The 17,656-nt window shown below is 62.9% G+C and carries 21 protein-coding genes and 1 pseudogene; 2 read left to right on the top strand and 20 right to left on the bottom strand.

The window, feature by feature from the left end; genetic code table 11:
- From AiwAL_RS17795 to AiwAL_RS17780, 4 genes and pseudogenes are all read right to left on the bottom strand, one after another.
- A partial coding sequence (locus AiwAL_RS17795; protein ID WP_262313213.1) for a hypothetical protein occupies window positions 1-522 on the bottom strand: 522 nt, incomplete at its 3' end.
- 107 nt (window positions 523-629) lie between these two features.
- Window positions 630-2,729, bottom strand: a complete 2,100-nt coding sequence (locus AiwAL_RS17790) for a ParB/RepB/Spo0J family partition protein (protein ID WP_262313212.1) — start codon at window positions 2,727-2,729, stop codon at window positions 630-632.
- Window positions 2,730-2,847: 118 nt separating this feature from the next.
- A pseudogene (locus AiwAL_RS17785) lies at window positions 2,848-3,596 on the bottom strand (IS5 family transposase); the annotation flags it as partial.
- Window positions 3,597-3,933: 337 nt separating this feature from the next.
- Entirely contained in the window at window positions 3,934-4,158 is a 225-nt protein-coding gene (locus tag AiwAL_RS17780; protein ID WP_235705261.1) for a helix-turn-helix domain-containing protein, read from the bottom strand.
- Window positions 4,159-4,577: 419 nt separating this feature from the next.
- Here AiwAL_RS17780 and AiwAL_RS17775 point away from each other — a divergent pair, with 419 nt between their 5' ends.
- Window positions 4,578-4,850: a DUF2285 domain-containing protein gene (locus AiwAL_RS17775; RefSeq protein ID WP_262313211.1), complete on the top strand. Its 273-nt coding sequence runs from the start codon at window positions 4,578-4,580 to the stop codon at window positions 4,848-4,850.
- Between the two features lie 5 nt (window positions 4,851-4,855).
- Here AiwAL_RS17775 and AiwAL_RS17770 read toward each other — a convergent pair whose 3' ends face one another.
- The 5 genes from AiwAL_RS17770 to AiwAL_RS17750 all read right to left on the bottom strand — a co-directional run bounded on the left by AiwAL_RS17770 (window position 4,856) and on the right by AiwAL_RS17750 (window position 8,002).
- Window positions 4,856-5,296 carry a DUF2285 domain-containing protein gene (locus tag AiwAL_RS17770; RefSeq protein WP_262313210.1) on the bottom strand — a complete coding sequence of 147 codons (441 nt, stop codon included), beginning with the start codon at window positions 5,294-5,296 and terminating at the stop codon, window positions 4,856-4,858.
- A 79-nt stretch (window positions 5,297-5,375) separates the two neighbouring features.
- Window positions 5,376-5,687, bottom strand: a complete 312-nt coding sequence (locus tag AiwAL_RS17765) for a transcriptional regulator domain-containing protein (protein ID WP_262313209.1) — start codon at window positions 5,685-5,687, stop codon at window positions 5,376-5,378.
- Between the two features lie 34 nt (window positions 5,688-5,721).
- Complete coding sequence (locus tag AiwAL_RS17760) at window positions 5,722-6,642, bottom strand: phytanoyl-CoA dioxygenase family protein (protein WP_262313208.1); 921 nt, start codon at window positions 6,640-6,642, stop codon at window positions 5,722-5,724.
- Window positions 6,642-7,274, bottom strand: coding sequence for an acyl-homoserine-lactone synthase (locus AiwAL_RS17755; RefSeq protein WP_262313207.1), 633 nt, complete (start codon window positions 7,272-7,274; stop codon window positions 6,642-6,644). Before AiwAL_RS17755 ends, AiwAL_RS17760 begins: the two co-directional genes overlap by 1 nt.
- 56 nt (window positions 7,275-7,330) lie before the next feature.
- Complete coding sequence (locus AiwAL_RS17750) at window positions 7,331-8,002, bottom strand: LuxR family transcriptional regulator (protein ID WP_262313215.1); 672 nt, start codon at window positions 8,000-8,002, stop codon at window positions 7,331-7,333.
- On the opposite strand from AiwAL_RS17750, the gene AiwAL_RS17745 reads away from it, so the two are divergent.
- Window positions 7,946-8,098 (top strand): hypothetical protein, encoded by a 153-nt coding sequence (locus tag AiwAL_RS17745; protein WP_262313216.1) that lies wholly within the window; start codon window positions 7,946-7,948, stop codon window positions 8,096-8,098. The two genes, AiwAL_RS17750 and AiwAL_RS17745, sit on opposite strands and share 57 nt — an antisense overlap.
- A gap of 121 nt (window positions 8,099-8,219) precedes the next feature.
- Here the strand turns inward: AiwAL_RS17745 and AiwAL_RS17740 are convergent, their stop codons facing one another.
- The 11 genes from AiwAL_RS17740 to AiwAL_RS17690 form a co-directional block, all read right to left on the bottom strand.
- Window positions 8,220-8,873 (bottom strand): 3-oxoacid CoA-transferase subunit B, encoded by a 654-nt coding sequence (locus tag AiwAL_RS17740; RefSeq protein WP_262313206.1) that lies wholly within the window; start codon window positions 8,871-8,873, stop codon window positions 8,220-8,222.
- Window positions 8,870-9,541, bottom strand: coding sequence for a 3-oxoacid CoA-transferase subunit A (locus AiwAL_RS17735; RefSeq protein WP_262313205.1), 672 nt, complete (start codon window positions 9,539-9,541; stop codon window positions 8,870-8,872). The genes AiwAL_RS17740 and AiwAL_RS17735 overlap by 4 nt, the downstream gene beginning before the upstream one ends.
- Window positions 9,538-10,701 (bottom strand): 3-carboxy-cis,cis-muconate cycloisomerase, encoded by a 1,164-nt coding sequence (pcaB, locus tag AiwAL_RS17730; protein ID WP_262313204.1) that lies wholly within the window; start codon window positions 10,699-10,701, stop codon window positions 9,538-9,540. The genes AiwAL_RS17735 and pcaB overlap by 4 nt, the downstream gene beginning before the upstream one ends.
- 4 nt (window positions 10,702-10,705) lie before the next feature.
- The gene (pcaF, locus tag AiwAL_RS17725; RefSeq protein ID WP_235705366.1) at window positions 10,706-11,908 is read right to left on the bottom strand and encodes a 3-oxoadipyl-CoA thiolase; all 1,203 of its coding nucleotides are present in this window, start codon (window positions 11,906-11,908) and stop codon (window positions 10,706-10,708) included.
- A gap of 3 nt (window positions 11,909-11,911) precedes the next feature.
- The gene (pcaG, locus tag AiwAL_RS17720) at window positions 11,912-12,442 is read right to left on the bottom strand and encodes a protocatechuate 3,4-dioxygenase subunit alpha (protein ID WP_235705365.1); all 531 of its coding nucleotides are present in this window, start codon (window positions 12,440-12,442) and stop codon (window positions 11,912-11,914) included.
- A gap of 4 nt (window positions 12,443-12,446) precedes the next feature.
- Complete coding sequence (gene pcaH / locus AiwAL_RS17715; protein ID WP_408851890.1) at window positions 12,447-13,151, bottom strand: protocatechuate 3,4-dioxygenase subunit beta; 705 nt, start codon at window positions 13,149-13,151, stop codon at window positions 12,447-12,449.
- Window positions 13,148-14,290, bottom strand: a complete 1,143-nt coding sequence (pcaD, locus tag AiwAL_RS17710) for a 3-oxoadipate enol-lactonase (protein WP_262313203.1) — start codon at window positions 14,288-14,290, stop codon at window positions 13,148-13,150. The genes pcaH and pcaD overlap by 4 nt, the downstream gene beginning before the upstream one ends.
- Window positions 14,291-14,315: 25 nt before the next feature.
- Window positions 14,316-14,492 carry a hypothetical protein gene (locus tag AiwAL_RS17705; protein WP_408851888.1) on the bottom strand — a complete coding sequence of 59 codons (177 nt, stop codon included), beginning with the start codon at window positions 14,490-14,492 and terminating at the stop codon, window positions 14,316-14,318.
- 13 nt (window positions 14,493-14,505) lie between these two features.
- Window positions 14,506-15,009, bottom strand: a complete 504-nt coding sequence (locus tag AiwAL_RS17700; protein WP_262313325.1) for a DUF4863 family protein — start codon at window positions 15,007-15,009, stop codon at window positions 14,506-14,508.
- 87 nt (window positions 15,010-15,096) lie between these two features.
- Window positions 15,097-16,524, bottom strand: coding sequence for an MFS transporter (locus tag AiwAL_RS17695; RefSeq protein ID WP_262313202.1), 1,428 nt, complete (start codon window positions 16,522-16,524; stop codon window positions 15,097-15,099).
- Between the two features lie 105 nt (window positions 16,525-16,629).
- Window positions 16,630-17,656: outer membrane beta-barrel protein (locus AiwAL_RS17690; protein WP_262313201.1), on the bottom strand; the 1,027-nt coding region annotated here is incomplete at its 5' end.

Raw genomic sequence — 17,656 nt, 5'->3', positions numbered from 1 at the left:
ATCACCGGCTTCAGGCGGACCATCGGCGACGCCAAACTTCTTCTCCATGCGGAACTCCACGAGGATGTCCTTCGTGAATTTGCCGAGGATCGCACCCGCCGCGATCAGCACCGCAACGCCACCGGAGCCATCCGGCCGCATCTTCGTGCAGGTGAAGGCGGAAACGACTGTCACGTGATCGAGGGTGCTGGATCGGCGGACGATGCCCTGCAGGATGAACTCCCATGACGTCAGGCTGAGGTCGAGTTGGACATGGACAGTGTTGTCGTCGAGGTCCTTCAACTGTTCGCGCACGAAGGCGGCGGCTTCGCTGTCGACGCCATCCGACGCCGCAAGCGCCATCCGCACGGACTCGAGCGGTAATTCGATCTGATCGCACGGCGACGTCTCCGCGAAGAAATAGACTCCATCTCCGTCCGGTTCGCTGTCGAAGACCTGCGTCAACAGCAATCGTTCGAGCGGAGTCATGTCGGCGTTGGGAATCGTCGGTTGAACGACCGTCGGTGAAAAATAGTCTGACATGTCGGATCTCCGGAAATGCGAAAGCCCGGTGTACGGACCGGGCTTTTGCGATGGAATGAATGGGTGAAGAGGACGTAGGACGGCTCGAGCCGCCTCACAGATCCGCGTTATTCGGCGCCAAAGGCGTGTGACAGGGGCTCGTCAGTGTCGGAACCCGTCTCGCTCTCGCCGGCGAGGAAGGCCGGCAGTGCCTCGACCTCGCTCGCAACCTCTCGGGCCGGCTCGACGCTGGGTTCGGCGCCGATCGGGCGCAGCGGCTCGGGCAGCCAGCCGGCGCCATCGAGCAGCCGCTCGGCCTCCTTCGCCATGTCCGGCTTCTTGAGATGGTCGATGAGTTGCGTCGCAGCCTCGCCCTTCGCCTCCCGCACAGCCTCGAGAATGCGCGCCTTGGTGACCCGGCCGAGATAATTGTCGACCGTCGGTCGCCATCCCGCCACAACCATATCGAGGCCGACGGCCTGAACGAGCCGATCGCCATGGGCGATGGCATCCGGCCGGCGATGCCACGGCTCCTTCACGACATTGACTGTCAGGCCAACGCAATGGGCGAACAGGTTTTCGCGGCTGTCGCTGTCGAACGCCATGAGCACATCCCATAGATTGGCAGGGTCGTCGGGCAATTGTCGCGCCCAGTTGGCGTGACGCTCTTCGACCGCTTTGGCCGAGGTGGTATCCGCAAGGCCGGGCGCCTGGGCGCTAAAATTTGCGCTCTTCGCGCTGATCTCCAGGCAAGTATGGGGTGCATGACAGTAGAAGCTCTGCAGGCACAATGCATGCAGGACCGCGATGAAGGCCGTGCCCGGATCGTTGGCGAGCGCATCTCGCAACGCCAGCGTCCGGTGGGCGGTCAGCTCGGTAACGAGACGGTCGGCCAGCGGCTTGATGCCGTCGTCTTCGGCGATTTCGGCGTCGGGCGCCGCCTCGCCGCCGGTGGCGATCACGGCAGCCCGGACGGTGTTATCCGTGGCGTCACTGGCAGGCGCTTCGCCATCGGTATCACCGTTGGCTTCCGCTTCGGTGGCGCCGGGCGTCTCGTCTTCCGGCCGAACATAGCCGCGCTCGATCCGCGATCCGCCATCGCCGTCGATGCTGAGAAACACGCCGGCACGGGCGATGTCGGCCGGATCGTAGACCACCGGGCGGTTGTCGAAAGCTTCGAGCTCGGTCTCGATCTGGACGAGGCGCTGGTCGATCACGTCGGGCAGTTCCTCGGCTTCCGCGTACTCCGCTTCGAGCTTGTCATACTCGGCGCGCAGCGCATCGTAGCGAACCTGCTCGTCTCCGGCGAATGCAACGGTCTGGCCAGCGAGACGGCGCAGGCCGGCGGTATGGCCATAGGGGAACTCGATCGCGATTTCGATCCATTTCCACCCCTCGGCGCGGATCGCATCGGCCTCGGCTGCGAGTTTCTCGGTGACGAGCCGGTCGAGCAGTGCCGTATCCTGCAGCCAGCCACCCTGGTCCTGCTCGAACAGATCGCGCATCACCACGCCGCCCGCTGTCTCGTAGACAGCGACGCCGACAAACTGGGCCCGCTTGTCCGAGGCGCGGATCGCAGTCTCGGTAAGCTGACGGCGGATGGCGTATGGTTCCTTGTTGTAGGACCGCGCGAGCGCCTCCCATACCTGCTCCTGGCGCGCATGGTCGTTGGTGACGGTAAACGCCATCAGCTGTTCCAATGTCATCTCGTCGTCGGCGTAGCGATCGAGAAGCCTGGGCGAGACGGCAGCGAGCTTGAGCCGCTGTTTTACCACGCCAGGCGCGACAAAAAACCGGGCCGCGATCTCCTCCTCACCGAGCCCCGCATCGCGCAGGGTCTGGAAGGCACGGAACTGATCGAGCGGATGCAGCGGGGCGCGCTGGACGTTCTCGGCGAGCGAATCTTCCTCCGCGATCCCGCTCTCGCGCACGACGCAAGGCACCGACTGGGTCTTCGCCATGCGCTTTTGCCTGACCAGCAACTCAAGGGCGCGGAACCGGCGGCCGCCGGCCGGCACTTCGTAGATGCCGGTTTCCACACCGCCGGCGTCGCGCACCGGGCGCACGCTCAGGCTTTGCAACAGGGTGCGGCGAGCAATATCCTCCGCCAGTTCGCCGATCGAGATGCTGGTCTTTACGCGGCGGACATTGGCCTGGGACAGGACCAACTTGTTGAAGGGAATATTCTCGGACCGGCTCAGGACGATTTTGGGGTCGGTGTTAGCCATGGGGGCAATCTCCAGGACGGGCCGGCCGGAGCCTCTCTCGGCCTCCAAACCCGTCAGCCAAACCCCTCCGTCCTCTGCCTTTTATGGGGTGGGTCTATAGGCCGGGTCGACGGCAAACCCAGTCCTTGGCGAGGCGCCGGCAGCGGTTCAACCAGGCGATGGTCCGTTCGACGATCCAGCGTTTTGGCAAGACAACGAATTTGCTGTCGCACCGCCGGACGATTTCGATGTTCACCTTGCGACAGACGCGGGCCCGACCCTGGCGAAACTTCGGCCCCTGATAACCCGCGTCGGCGTAGAGTTTCAGAAGGAACGGATACAGCCCGAACAGCGTGCTCATCAGCAGCACGCCGCCGTCACGATCCTGAATGTCGGCCGGATGCACGAGAGCCGCCATCAGCAAGCCCTGCGTATCGACGAGGATATGACGTTTCTTCCCTTTGATTTTCTTGCCGCCGTCGAAACCCGGCGGATCGATCCGGTCCCCCCTTTTTCAGCGCTTTTGACGCTCTGGCTGTCAATGATCGCCACTGTCGGACTGGCCTCCCGGCTGGCTTGCTCACGGCAGAGCACGTAGAGCCCGTGGTGCAGCAGGTCGAGCGTGCCATCGTCCCGCCAGCGGCAGAAATAGTAGTTCACCGTGCTGCGGGGCGGCAGGTCTTTCGGTATCGCCCGCCACTGGCAGCCCGTGCTCAACACATACATCAGGCCGTTCAGCACCTCGCGCACGTCTACCGTCCGCTTGTTGCCACCGCGCTTGGCCGCCGGGATCTTCGCCTCGACCAGTTCCCATTCTTCATCGGTCAGGTCGCTGGGGTAGCGCAGTCGGCTGCGGTCGTAACGGGCTCGGTTCTCGACAGTCCACATGGCCAACTCCTGCGAATCGAGGTCGCCGCCATCGAATCATAAACGATTCCATCGATTCAAGTTGTTTTTGGACCGACACTTACACGCTGCGGCGGCCTTGGAGGAGTGCCTCTATCCCGAGTGGTCGATAACAGATCATGCGCACGTGTGCCCAGCCCAACGCCACGTTAATGTACCTAGCGAAAAGCGATGGACGGGGCCGCATGAAAACAATTGATCGGCTCGGTTACCAAGCCTCGAATTCGCGGGGACACGAACTATAATTCAGGCTGCGACCATTAGCCTCCCCAACCTCATCGCGATGTTCGGAGCTTGGTTGGACTCTGTGATCTGCCGTTCAGTCGCTGCTTTCGTTTTCTGGTTGAACGAGCTCGACATGGCTGACTCCAAGCGCTTGCGCGAGTTCAAACAGCGTAATTATTGTTGGATTGCGACGACCGCGCTCGAGGCTACTCAGGTACTGTTGGCTGAACCCCGAACGAGCTTCAATTTCTTCCTGCGTCAGGCCCTTCGACCGACGCAGGCGGGCGAAATTCCGGCCAACCAGCTTACGCATATCCATGCGCAACGGGTTGCCTGTTTACACACTCTAAGTTTATCAACTATAATGTGTAATCGGCCAGTACGGCGGTTTTAGCCGGGTCATAATTGCCGTGGATTGCTCAAGGCAGCTCAGGTCATCAGCAGTCGGGAGCAATCAGCGCGCAATAGGAGTGGTGCAAATGAACAGACCCGCGGTCAGCACATGGATCATGAAGTCACGTGGGGAGATACAGCAACGGCAAACGTCGGCTCCGACCGAGTCTCTGCACGCGTGGGCACTGGGAGCCGAGCCGCGTTGTCGACACGATGACGGGTCCCCTGCCAGAACATTCTACCTGTCGAATCAGGAAGGAAGCGGAGCAATACGTCTGGCGTGGCTCCATGTGGTTGCACGTAATTATGAAATCGGTGAACAGCTTCATGTTGGATCAATCTCCCATGGCTGAACTGCGCCCTGCGGTCACTGACCCGCTGATCTGGTCGGACCAGGTGACGCCGTATGACCAGCAGCACTTCATCACTTATGCCCGCCTCCTCGACGCGGAAGCGGAGCATGCGGATTGGCGCGACGTCGCGCGCATCGTCCTCCGGCTCGATCCCGAGAGTAACCCTGACGGGGCGCGTCGGTGCTGGCAAGCGCATCTCGATCGCGCAAAATGGATCGTGACGTCCGGCGTCAAGCAGATTGTAGAGCAGTCGGAGAAAGACTGAGGCGTTCAGCTCAGCAGCGCCTGATAGCCGCCGTTGACCATCCGATGCCCACCCCGCACAAGCCGCTGGACACGCAAGCGAAGGCAATCAGATCCCCTGCCCCAGTTCTGGCGGACCATATTTGCGCCGAAGAGTGCGATCGCGATGTCGCGATGGTGAGCCCCGTCCTGCAAAGCGTCATGAGCCCGCAATGACGCGATCCAGCGTGGTGCCCGTGGCTCACGCGGGTACAGATGACGGGCGAACCGGCCCAGCCGATTCAGGGATACCAGGCGGCGTAAGCTCATGATCCTGCCATCGATGCCGCCAAGCCCCTCAAGCAGGTAACCGAGGCAGACAGGACCATGGCAAAGCGTGCCGCGCGCGACATCAATCCGAATGCGGCGATATCCGTCCGAAAGAACAACGTGTTCGCTGCCACCTGATCCAATGACGGTCGTCGCCATGCCGGCGAAACGTGCGAGATCAAACGCGTCTGGATTCCGAGATGTGGCCGGAATTGCCTCGACGGTCAGAACCGAGGCGTCAAGCCACGCGTCCCAGATGAGCCGCGCCCTCACGGCGGGACAATCGGCCGCTTCGGCGAAAGCACAACCCCCAGGCACGAGCCCGATGATGCGCCGCCGCAGCGAGTTGGATCGGCCGAATGGCGCCGGCCCCCGCATTGGTATCCGAACTGGTTGCGTTCCCTTGGTCGCCCTCACCGACATGATCCCGATGGCGCCGCAGCCACTCCCAGGCCCAGCCGGCGCGATCAAGATCCAGCAGATGCCGATAATCGTCCGGATTACGCCAGTCGGGCTTTGCCTTTGCACCAGCTACTTCGTCTTCGTCCATCGGTGGCTTCCGCTCCGGCCCCGAATATCCGGCGTCATGGATCGGACTGAGCGGCCGGCCGCGTCGCATCGTCAGACGCCGTTTGTTCCGCTAGGTATCCGTCCAGTGCGGCCTGCTGATCCGGCCGCAAAGCATCGGTCGCGGCGAGATAATCGGGCGGATTGTCACCGAGTAGCACCGCTGGTGACTGACCTTCATAATTGCCGAGATTGGGCCGGTGCAGGCTGTAGCCCACGAGGGCGGCGAGTTCCGGATCAAAATGCCGGGCGATCGCGGGCGGGTAACACAGCCACTGATTCTCGAATGGTTTCAGCCAGCCGAGGCAGTAGCTGATGATGATGCCACGCCGGATCGAAGTGGACCTGTTCGCGCCCGCGCCATGCAAGGTCGAGCCAAGAAAAACCAGCGCCGCGCCGGGCGCCATCTCTGCCACGATTGGATCACCCTGGGGCGGCAGGTCAAGCGCTGCCGGATGGTGGCTACCCGGCCAGACCAGCGTCGCACCGTTCTCGGCGGTAAAATCGCTCAATGGCCAGATGACGTTGAGCAGATATTGCATCTGACTCCTGGCGCCCTGCCACATATCCTGATCCCGATGCGGATACTGGGCGGGGGCACCAGGATGGATTTCGATGGCTTGAGTCAGATTCAGATTGAAACACTCGCACCAGTGCCCCAGCGCGTTCCGCGCGATCTCGAGGATGAGCGGGTGCCGAATGAGATCGGCTACCGTATCCGCTCGCCGCAGGAGGGCGCCGAAGCGTTTGGTGCGGCGGCCGTAGAATCCGCCTTCGCAGAATGGGGTACGCGCAAACCGATCATCGAGCTTCTCATTCAACGTCTCCACGGTTGTCCGCGGGACCGACTCAGGAATGACGCAATACCCATCCTCAAAGAGATGTGCCATCCAAAGATCGGCCGCCGTAGATGACGGTTTTTGCGGTGAAATTGTCATCACGGGTCTCCCAAAATTGGTTCGACGTCGGCACGCTCGCCGATCGCCGTCGCGGAATAGATACCGGTGGCGCGAAGTTGGTGCGGGGTCGCCTCGTCGATATCGATGCGAAACGCACCGATCATCGAGCCGTTGACAATCCGCGGCGATCCCAGCACCTCGCATCGCCATCCCATTGCTATAATCCGGGAGAGGAACCGTGCGCTGACCACACCGGTGAACGTCTGAATGCGATGTGCCAGCGCGTAATCAACCGTGGCCGTAATCAGTTGGTTTCGAATATGAAGACGCTCGGCCGCCGGAAGCCTGGGGTTGAGGCAGAGGCGGGTAATCTCGGCGGTGCCGGAATCCACCGGAACGCCGTGCTCGCACAGATCGGGAAATACGCTACCGAGGAGATGAGGGCGATCGGCACGCAGCAGGCGCAGTGAGCCTCGATGATCGCCATTCTGGTCCGAGATCAGAAGATAGACTGCCGCGGTATCGTCGAACTGGTCGATCTCAAAACGACCATCACTGACAGGAAGGTTCCATTTGAAAAGATCAACAAACACACGCTTGCGGTCTTCAAACATCGAGTCCAGTGCCTTGGCAAACTGCCCGCTGTTCGCACCCGTGATGATGTCCAACATACTCCGGTCTCCTCACTTGTCGTCAAGCAAGGGAGACCAGATTAGCTCACCAGCGACTATTCCCGCTTCGGGGGGAATTGCCAGGACAAGGCTTCAACGAAGCTGATTTGACCGTCGAAAATGGCGTGGGCGGCGAGCGGCAAACGCCTGGTCACCCCATAACGCCCGCGCGCCATATCAAGATGCTGGGAGACGGTTTCCTCGCTCAATCCTAAAATACGGCCAATCTCCCAGTCCGTCTTGCCCCTGATCGCCCAGATTAGGCAATCGCGCTGGCGCGGTGTTAGGTGCCGTGGACGTTTCTGGGACATCGAACCCAATCCGTTTAGGCGTCGCGCTGCCTGAAACGCGAAGGCGCCGATCAGCTGTGCAAGCAAAAAATTGCGGACGGGCGGCCTGTGACCCGGGCGCATCGCGAAGGAGCAGGAACCGCTGCTTTCGCCCGGTATGTTCGCCGGCACCGTGAAACCATCACCGATACCGTGCCTCGCAGCGTTCTCCAGGATCGATCTTTGCCGGCCCGTTACATCGATCATTCGCGGCACATCGGCCCAGTCGAACCCCACATTGGTAGTCAGGCAGGCATGCAGAATCGGATCGTGGGTGTATAGGCCTTCTTCGACGAAATGCTGCGCCCAGGACACCGGGTAATTGTCCAGATGGATGACGTTATGCCGTGGGCGGCGCAAATCGACGTGGGTGATCAGTGCGAAAAAATCAAACCCGATCTCGACCGTGATTTCTTCCATGAGCCGGAAGAGTTCGGTTTCGCCTTGCGCGGCTCGCGCTTGATCGACGAACAACTGGGCAGTTTCAAGACGTGACACAATTGATCTTCTGAATCTCGGCTACATGGTTAGCTGACTCAGGGTCGACGAGCGGCAAATAATTCTACCTCGATGCTAACTGATTGCTCTTGTTGGCTTGATTGTCGTCCGGACCGGCTCATTCGCACACAAGTGGTGTGCCGGTGCGAGCCTGGATTTGGTCCAGGGCGACTCCGGGCGCACATTCGACCAGCCGGAAACCTACTTCAGTGACGTCGATGACGGCGAGATCGGTGTAGATTCGGGTGACCGAGCCGAGCGCGGTGAGCGGATAGGCGCAGCGCTCGACCAGTTTCGGACGGCCATCCCTGGTGGTGTGTTCCATCAGCACCCAGACGCGTTTCGCACCGGCGCCGAGATCCATCGCGCCGCCGACGGCGGGCGCTTCGCCCGGCTTGCCGGTGGACCAGTTGGCGAGATCGCCATTGGCCGCGACCTCGTAGCCGCCGAGCACGCAGAGATCGAGATGGCCGCCGCGGATGATGCCGAAACTGTCGGCCTGGCCGACGATGGAGGCGCCAGGACGCAAGGTGATCGGCTGTTTGCCGGCGTTGATCAGCCAGATATCTTCCGCGCCCGCGTCGGGCGCCGGGCCGACACCGAGGACGCCGTTCTCGGAATGGAACATCACCTCGCGTTCGGCGGGAACGTAATTGGCGATCAGCGTGGGCAGGCCGATGCCGAGATTGACCGCCCAGCCCTCGGGAATATCGGCGGCGGCGCGCGCCGCCATCTCGGTCCGCGACCAGCCTTTGATCCGGGTTTCGCTCATGATGTGGTCTCCACGATAAAGATCCGGTCGACAAACAGGCCGGGGGTGATGACGGCATCCGGGTCGATCGCGCCGAGTTCGCGCTTGCGATGGGCGAGCGCGATGGTGAGGGTTGCCGCACTCGCCATCAGCGGATTGAAATTGCGTCCGGTGCGCCGATAGGTGAGGTTGCCCCAGCGATCGGCTTCCCACGCTTCGATCAGCGCGAATTCGGCGGCGAGTGCGGTTTCCAGAATGCAGGGCCTGCCGTTGATGGTGCGGGTTTCCTTGCCTTCGGCGAGTTGGGTGCCGGCGCCGGTCGGGGTGAAGAAGGCGGGAATGCCGGCGCCGGCGGCGCGGATGCGTTCGGCGAGCGTGCCCTGGGGGACCAGTTCAAGCTCGATCCGGCCTTCGGCGTAGAGCGCGTCGAACGCGGTTTTGCCGGTGGCGCGCGGATAGGAGCAGATCACCTTGCGGATCGCGCCCTGGGCGATCAGCTTGGGCAGACCGCCGAAATCGCCGCCCGCGTTGTTGGCGATGATGGTCAGGTCGCGCAGTCCGCGCTCGCCGAGGGCATCGACCAGCGCGTGCGGCTGGCCGACCGCGCCGAAACCGCCGACCATGATGGTCGCGCCGTCGCCGATGCCCTCGAGCGCCGCATCGATATCGGGGACGAATTTGTCGATCATGGGTGAAGGGCTTTCGTGATCGTGTCGTGATGGTCGAGAGCTTGGGCGATCAGCGCGGGGATCGCCGCCGATGCCGGGATGGCGGGCGCGTGGCGGAGATTGCGCGCCATCGCGTCCGCATCGACGGTCAGACCGTCCAGCGCCTCGCGCAGGGCGGCGAAAGCGCCGCTCGCGGTCAGCATCAGGTCGGGCCAAACCGATTGCTCGGCCTGCCAGGCGCCGGCGGCGCGTTCGTGTTCCTGCGGGATGGCGGCGAGTAAAGTCGCGGCCAGATGCGGGGCGCGGAGCGAGGCGGCGCGCACGGCGATCGACAGGGTCGGGTTGCGCTTATGCGCCATCGCCGACGATCCGCCGCGCCCTGGCGTCACCGGTTCGTGAACCTCGGCGATTTCAGCCTGCATGAGGAGCAGACTATCGGTGGCAATTTTGCCGAACCCGCCGATCGCCGCGGCGATAGTGCAGCCGAGCCGGGCGAGCGGTGCGCGGCGCGTGTGCCAGGGCAGCGGAGGGACGGGGAGATCGAGCGCGGCGGCGAGGGTTTCGGTCGCGTGTTGGGCATTTGTGCCGAATCCATCGAGCGTGCCGGCGGCGGTGCCGAACTGGAGCGTCAGGGCGGGGTGCTGGGCGTCGCGTAGCGCTAACCGTGCGTCATCGAGCGCCACGAGCCAGTTTGCCGCCTTTAATCCGAAGGTCGTCGGCAAAGCGGGTTGCAGCAATGTGCGGGCGATCATCGGTGTTGCCGCGTGGTCGCGGGTGAGACGCGCGGCGGTATCCGCCATCGCGGCGATGTCGGCGTCGAGGAGCTCGAGGCCGCGCCGCAATTGCAGCACCAGCGCGGTGTCGACCACGTCCTGCGAGGTGCCGCCGCGATGTACCGCATCCGCATGGTCCGGCACTTGCGCGCGCAACCAGGCGACCAGTGGAATCACCACCGTGCCGGCACTCGCACCATCGCGCGCGAGCGCATCCAGATCGATCGTGGTTGCATCGCAGGCTTTGGCGATCGCGGCGGCGGCGGCGGTGGAAATTGCGCCGATCGCGGCGTTGGCGCGGGCGAGTGCCGCCTCGACATCGAGCATCGCCTGGGCGGCGCCGCGCGCATCGAAGATGGCGCGCATCGCCGGCGTGGACGCCATCGTCTCGGGCAGCGATAATGACATCGTGTCAGATCCGTTCGATCAGCATGGCAATCCCCTGGCCGACGCCGATGCACATGGTGGCGATGGCGCGTTTGCCGCCGTCGGTTTCCAGGGCGCGCAAGGCGGTGCCGGCCAGCCGTGCACCGGAGGCGCCGAGCGGGTGGCCGAGCGCGATCGCCCCGCCATGCGGATTGACCCGGTCGTCGCCATCCTCGATCCCGAGCCGGCGCGTCACCGCGAGCGCCTGGCTCGCGAACGCCTCGTTCAGTTCGATCGTGTCGATCGCGTTCAGCGCAATCCCGGCTTTCGCCAGGAGTTTTTCGGTGGCGGGCACCGGGCCGATGCCCATGATGCGCGGCGGCACGCCCGCCGTCGTCATCGCGACGATGCGTCCGCGCGGGGTCAGCCCATACCGCTGCGCCGCCGCCTCGGACGCCACGATCAAGGCGGCCGCGCCGTCGTTCACCCCCGAGGCGTTGCCAGCGGTGACGCTGCCGGGATCGCGGAACGGGGTTTTCAGCTTGGCCAGCCCCTCCAGCGTGGTTTCGGGGCGCGGGTGTTCGTCGGTATCGACCACGGTCTCGCCTTTGCGGCTCTTGAGCGTGACCGGCACGATCTCGCCGGCGAAAAATCCGGCGTTCTGCGCGGTTTTGCATTTCTGTTGGCTGGCGTAGGCGAACTTATCCTGATCGGCGCGGCTGATCTGGAATTCGGCGGCGACGTTTTCACCGGTTTCGGGCATAGAGTCGGTGCCATACCGGACGCGCATGACCGGATTGACGAAGCGCCAGCCGATCGTGGTGTCGAACAGCTCGGCGGCGCGGCCGAAGGCTTCCGCGCTCTTACCCATTACGAAGGGCGCGCGGGTCATGCTCTCGACCCCGCCGGCGACGATCATTTCGGCCTCTCCAGCGCGGATCGCGCGCGCGGCGGTGCCCACCGCGTCGAGGCCGGAGCCGCACAGCCGGTTGATCGTGCCGCCGGGAATGCTTTCCGGCAGGGCCGCCAGCAGCGCCGCCATGCGCGCGACGTTGCGGTTGTCCTCGCCCACCTGATTGGCGCAGCCGAGCAGAACCTCGTCGATCAGCGCGGGGTCAAGCGAAGGGTTGCGCGCAAGCAAGGCGCGGATCGGGATGGCAGCGAGGTCGTCGGTGCGCACCGAAGCCAGCGCCCCGCCATAGCGGCCGAACGGCGTGCGGATGTAGTCGCAGATGAAGGCTTCGGCCATCGGTCAGAACTCCAGGAAGACGGTTTCGGCGTCGCCTTGCAGGCTGATGTCGAGATGGTAGCGCGCGGGGGCGATTTGTCGCGCGATCAGGGTGGGGCGGCGCGAAGGCGGGTCGATCAGGGCGAGGATCGGGTCGGTCTCGTTCAGGGCTTCGCCGGCGAAATAGACCCGCGTGAACAGCGGTTTCAGCAGGCCGCGCGCGAAGATCGCGATGCCGCAATGCGGTGCCTGGAGCGCGTTGCCGCGCGCACCGGCGGGACCGGACAACGGCTCCGGTCTGATCGTGACGAAGCGGAATGTCCCGTCGCTTCCGGTCGCGGTGCGGCCATAGCCGGGAAAGCTTGCCGAACGCGCGGGCGAAGTCTGGAACAGTTCGATCGCCGCGTCGGTCACGCCGGCAGCGGCGCCGTCGGTCATGCGGCCTTCGATGGCGATGCGCTCGCCTTCGGCGCCGAAGCGGGTGAGATCGAACCAGGCGGGATCGTCGATCAGGTGCCAAAAAGGGCCGATGGTCTGGCTGGCGGTGGCAAACATTCCGTCAGTTTTCCATCGGCGTGGCGTGCCGGCCGCGCAGCACGATATCGAAGTGGTAGCCGAGGGCGCGACCCGGTTCGGTGACGCCGATATCGAAGGCGGCGATCAGCCGGTTGCGCGCATCGGCGTCGGGGGTTGCGAGAAAGATCGGGTCGAGGTCGAGCAGCGGATCGCCGGGGAAATACATCTGGGTGATCAGCCGTGTCGCGAAGCCCGGCCCGAACAGCGAGACATGGATGTGGTTCGGCCGCCACGCGTTATGGTGATTGCCCCATGGATAGGCACCGGGCTTGATCGTGACGAAGCGATAGGCGCCATTCTGATCGGTGAACACCCGGCCGCTGCCTCTGAAATTCGGGTCGAGCGGGGCATCGTGGGTATCGCCTGGATGGGCATAGCGCCCGGCGGCATTGGCTTGCCAGATCTCGATCATGGAATGCGGCACCGGCTTGCCATCCTCGTCCAGCACTCTTCCGGTGACGATGATGCGTTCGCCCAGCGCCTCGCGTCCATCGGTCAGCGCGAGATTGTCGGTCGGCGGGAATTGTGGCGCAGTGAAAACCGGCCCGGTCAGTTCGGTGATGGTCTGCGGGATCGCGACCGGGGCCGAACGGGGCGAACGCAGTACCGTGCTGCGATACTCCGGCGCCAGATAAGGCGGCTGGGTATCCGGCGTCAGAGCACGGAACGGAGTCGTGTCGATCATCATGGGGTTTCCTTGAAGACTTCCTTGGCCATGCGAAACGCCGCGTTCGCCGCCGGCACACCGGCATAGATCGCCGTGTGCATCAGCGCTTCGGCGATCTCTTCATGCGAAGCGCCGGTATTGCGGGTCGCGCGCAGATGCAGCTTGAATTCCTCCTCGCGCCCCAGCGCGGCGGTGATCGCCAGGGTCAGCAGCGAGCGGGTGCGCCGGTCCAGCCCCGGCCGCGTCCAGATTTTCCCCCAGGCGGTTTCGGTGATGAAACGCTGGAAGTCGCGGTCGAACTCGGTGGCGTTGGCGAACGAACGCGCGACATGGGCATCGCCCAGCACCTGCTTGCGCACCGCGAGGCCGGCTTCGTAAGGCTCGGCGCGCGGCGTCAGGAAATCGACGATCGCCTTGGTGACCGCAGCGGGTTTCTCGACCGTCGGAATATGGGCCGCACCCTTGATCACGATCAATGCGGAGCCGGAAATCGTGCCGTGCAAGGCTTGCGACGAGGCAATCGGCGTGGCGAGATCGCTGTCGCCCACGATCACCACCGCAGGCGTGCGCAGCGTGCTCGTGCATGCGGCGAGGTCGGCTGCAGCGATCGCGGCGGCGCAGCCGGCATAGCCATCGACGCTGGTGGTGCGCAGCATCGCGCGCAGGCCGCGCGCCTCGGGTGCGGCGACGAATCCCGGCGTCACCCAGCGCGCCAGCACGGCCTCTTCGATCGCGCCGATGCCCTGCGCGCGCACCGTGGCGATCCGTTCGCGCCAGAGCTCGACGGGCGGAATCGCCATCGCGGTATCGCAGAGGATCAGCGAGGCGACGCGCTCGGGATGGGTCGCGGCGAATTCCTGTGCGATCATGCCGCCGATCGAAATGCCGCCGAGATGCACGCGGCCGATATTCAGCGCATCGAGCAGTCCAGCGAGATCCTCCGCCAGCAGCGCCATCGTATAATCGCCCGACGTCGCCTCGGTCAGCCCATGACCGCGCAGATCGGGCCGGATCACCCGGAACGATCGCGCCAGCACTTCCGCTTGCGCATCCCATATATGCGAACTGGTGCCTAACGAATGAAGCAGGACCAAAGGCACTCCACCCGCCGGACCTTCCACCCGAACATGCACCGCAATCTCGTCAACAGTGATGAACATGGGGTTTCCTGATCGCTTTCTGGTATTATCCTGACACCGAAGCAAACGCCTGGGCGCGCGCAAGGATCACTCCCGCAAGATAGAGCGAGCCGCAGATCAGCACGCGTTTGGGCGCGTCATCCTCGGCGAGACGGCGCAGCGCCGTTGCGATATCCGGGCCGATCGTCGTAACGCCGCCCGAGGCCGCGACGATCTGGTCCACCGGCAAGGCCCCGTTAGAGGCCACGCCGGACATAGCGGATGCGGCCAGCGGGCAAGAAGAACAAGGCGATCAGTGCGCCGCCCATGACTTCCGGATAGTGATGGCTGCCCGGAGCTGGCGCCGTCCAACCGGGTCCGCTCCAGCCATTCGGCCCCGCGAGCAGGGCGCCCTCATCGACCGGCACCACCATATTCAGTTCGCCATACGGGTGCAAATGATAGTCACCACGAAAGCGCTCCTGGCTGTCCATATAGACCGCCATAATGCTGAAGTAGAACGTCCCTGCGCTTGGCTCGCAGATGCGGCTGCGCCGGTAGCGCCGCCCGTCGATCTCGACGTTGGCGGCCCAACCTTCCTCGACCCCAGCCTTGATCAGACGAGCGAGGTCATCGTACAGTGCACTGCCCAGCCCGTATTTCGTATTCAACCAACCTTCGAGTTCGGTGCCTGGCGTCTTGTCCTTGATCTCGCCTAGGAACGGTATACTGCAGCTGATCAGATCCTCACTCATATCCATGTAGTATCTTCCTTGATTTGATAACGATGCTTCGTCTAGCCGCCCGTTACGTGTTAGATTCCGAGCTTTTGGGTCAACCGTTCGAGATTATGGCGAAATATCATCAAGCAGACGGTCGCGTGTAGTGAGACCGAATTGTGCAATGATCGCCGCTAGCACCAAGAACCCGATGATGATCAGCATTGCGGACAACACGCCGAGATGCGGGATCATGGGTGCGATGACGATCAAACCCACTCCGCCGCCGAGATGGCCGATACCATCGACCAGCGCGAAGCCCGTGGTGCGCGCGCGGGTCGGATAATTTTCTACCGACCATGCGTAGGCGATAGGCACCCAGACATTGAAGCCGAAGAAGACAATTATCGAACCGAGCACGCCGAGCCAAAACACCGATCCGCTTAGCGCCACCAGAATGCCACCGACCAGAGTGATGGCGGCGCCGAGCGGCATCCAGGTCTTGCGCTCCATCCGCTCACCATAGGCATAGGCCACGACGGCGCAGAGCACGAAGCCGAAGGTGCCTATGGCGGTGATTAGCCCGGCTTCGGGCAATGGGTAGTGCAGGGCCGAGAGGAGCGTCGTGAATCCGGCGGAGAAGGCGTAGATAGTGATATAGGCGCAAAACCACATCGCGAGGAGCAGTAGTGTGCGCTTGCGATAGATCGCGTTCCGGAAGATGGCTGAATAGGGCATTGCCTCGTCTGCTGCAGGTGGCGGCGCTACCGATTCTGGCACCGGCGGCAGGGGCGAGATCGCATGGGCGCGGTCTTCCATATCCGAGATCACCGAGGCAGCTTCGTCGAGCCGGCCGCGCAAGATCAGCCAGCGCGGCGATTCCGGCAATTGGAAGCGGAGCAAAACACCGATGAATGCGAGCGCCGCTCCAACGAGATACATCACTCGCCAACCATAGGCGAAGCCCTTGCCGGCGAGGGCAAAGGGTAGACCGAGCGGCAGAGGCGTCGCGGGCGTGGTTAGCCAGAGTCCGAGCCAGATGCCGAGTACGGCGCCCAGAGCCGAGAAAATGAAGATCATCGACGTATAGCGGGCGCGGCCGCCGCGTGGCGCCAACTCGCCAATATAGGTGTTGACGATCGCAAGATCGGCGCCAATACCAATGCCGGTAATGGCACGCGCTGCCACGAACCAAGTGTAATTATCGACCACCGCCGTGAGAGCGGAGCCGAGGCCGGTGATCACCATCGTGATGAGCAGAAGATCGCGCCGACCAAATCGATCCGATAGCGGGCTCAAAATCAGTGCACCAACGACATATCCCGCCAAATTCATCAGGACAGGCAGGCCAATATATTGTGCCGAGCTGACCGGCGTGCAGCCGGGCACGAGCTGTGAGCAGGTTTCAATGAAAGAAACGTTTATGTCGAAAATATCAAAGAAGATAAACAAGAATCCGACGCCGATAACACCAGCGAACAGGCTAGGCAATGCCCAGACCGGGATCCGATCGATCCGGGCCATCAGGACGCCCGGTGTATCGGCTGTTTTGTTCATTTCATTTTCTCCTGTTTTTTGCCCCAGAATGTGCTTTGGTTGATTTTATCTGTCAGATGACAAGGCAGACTAAACTTTTCGGCTTCGATGACGACAAGCACGGCGTCAGAACAGGAATCCCGCCTCTAACACACCCGCGAACATGCCTGACTTGTTTCCGCTGGTGCCGTAGCCGAAGCCGGGCAGATAGCTGGAGAGATGGGAATAGGCGAAGGTCGTGCGCACGAAGAGCTGCTTGTATTGCCAGGTCGGCGTCAGCTGGAACCCGAGCAGCGAGGCACCTGGCCCGATCGCGCCGGGGCCGGTCGCGCCATATCCCATCCAGTTGCCGAAGGCGATGGCGTTGGCGATATTCTGCTTGTCGGTATTGGTGCTCACATAGCTCACCTGGCTGCCCAGCGACCACAGCTTGTTGAACTGGTAGTCCGTGGACACCGCGAAGGCGATGTTGCTATAGGTCTTGACGTTGCCGACCCGCGCGCTCTTCGGCAGCCACTGGTACTGGACATACGGAATCATGGTGAGTTTACCAAAGGTGGAGCTGACACCACCGCCGATCATATTGCTGTTGACCTCGGGGAAACCATTGGTCACGTTGGTGAAATCGGTGGTGCCGATCGTATCCGAGCCGTAGAGATAGATATAGTCGGACGAGTTCAGATTATAGGTCAGCGCGGCCTGGACGTTGTTGAACCGCTTCGAGAAATAGCCATCGTCGAACTGGACCGTCAGCGACGCCGGGCCATGGGTGAAGGTCGCCTCGATGCCGCGCTCCGACGTGATCTCCATATTGGCCAACTGCGAGAGGAAGAAGTTGAAGTTATTCCAGTCCTGCGCTTGCTCCATGCCTTCGACCGTCGGGATGATGCCGGCCGAAATCGTGAAGTTCTTGCTCGGTGCCAGCGTGACGTATCCCTGAAGAACGGGGGTTCCAAGGAAGTTGTAGCCGTTCTGCGGCGATCCGGTCGGATACTCGATGGCCTTGGACCCCAGAATCTCATGTCTCCCCTCATTTTGAGGCCGCAGGCGCCATTTAGCCGAAGAATCGATTGAGGCCTGTCGGCATTCCGGAAGGAATCCTGGCGGCCCGGTTCCGATTCCGATTGTTGCGCGCCGCCGAAATCTCTTGCCA

It is taken from the genome of Acidiphilium sp. AL, from assembly GCF_025499445.1.
GTDB classification, from domain to species: Bacteria; Pseudomonadota; Alphaproteobacteria; order Acetobacterales; family Acetobacteraceae; genus Acidiphilium; species Acidiphilium iwatense.
This window is presented reverse-complemented; position numbering and strand designations above follow the sequence as displayed.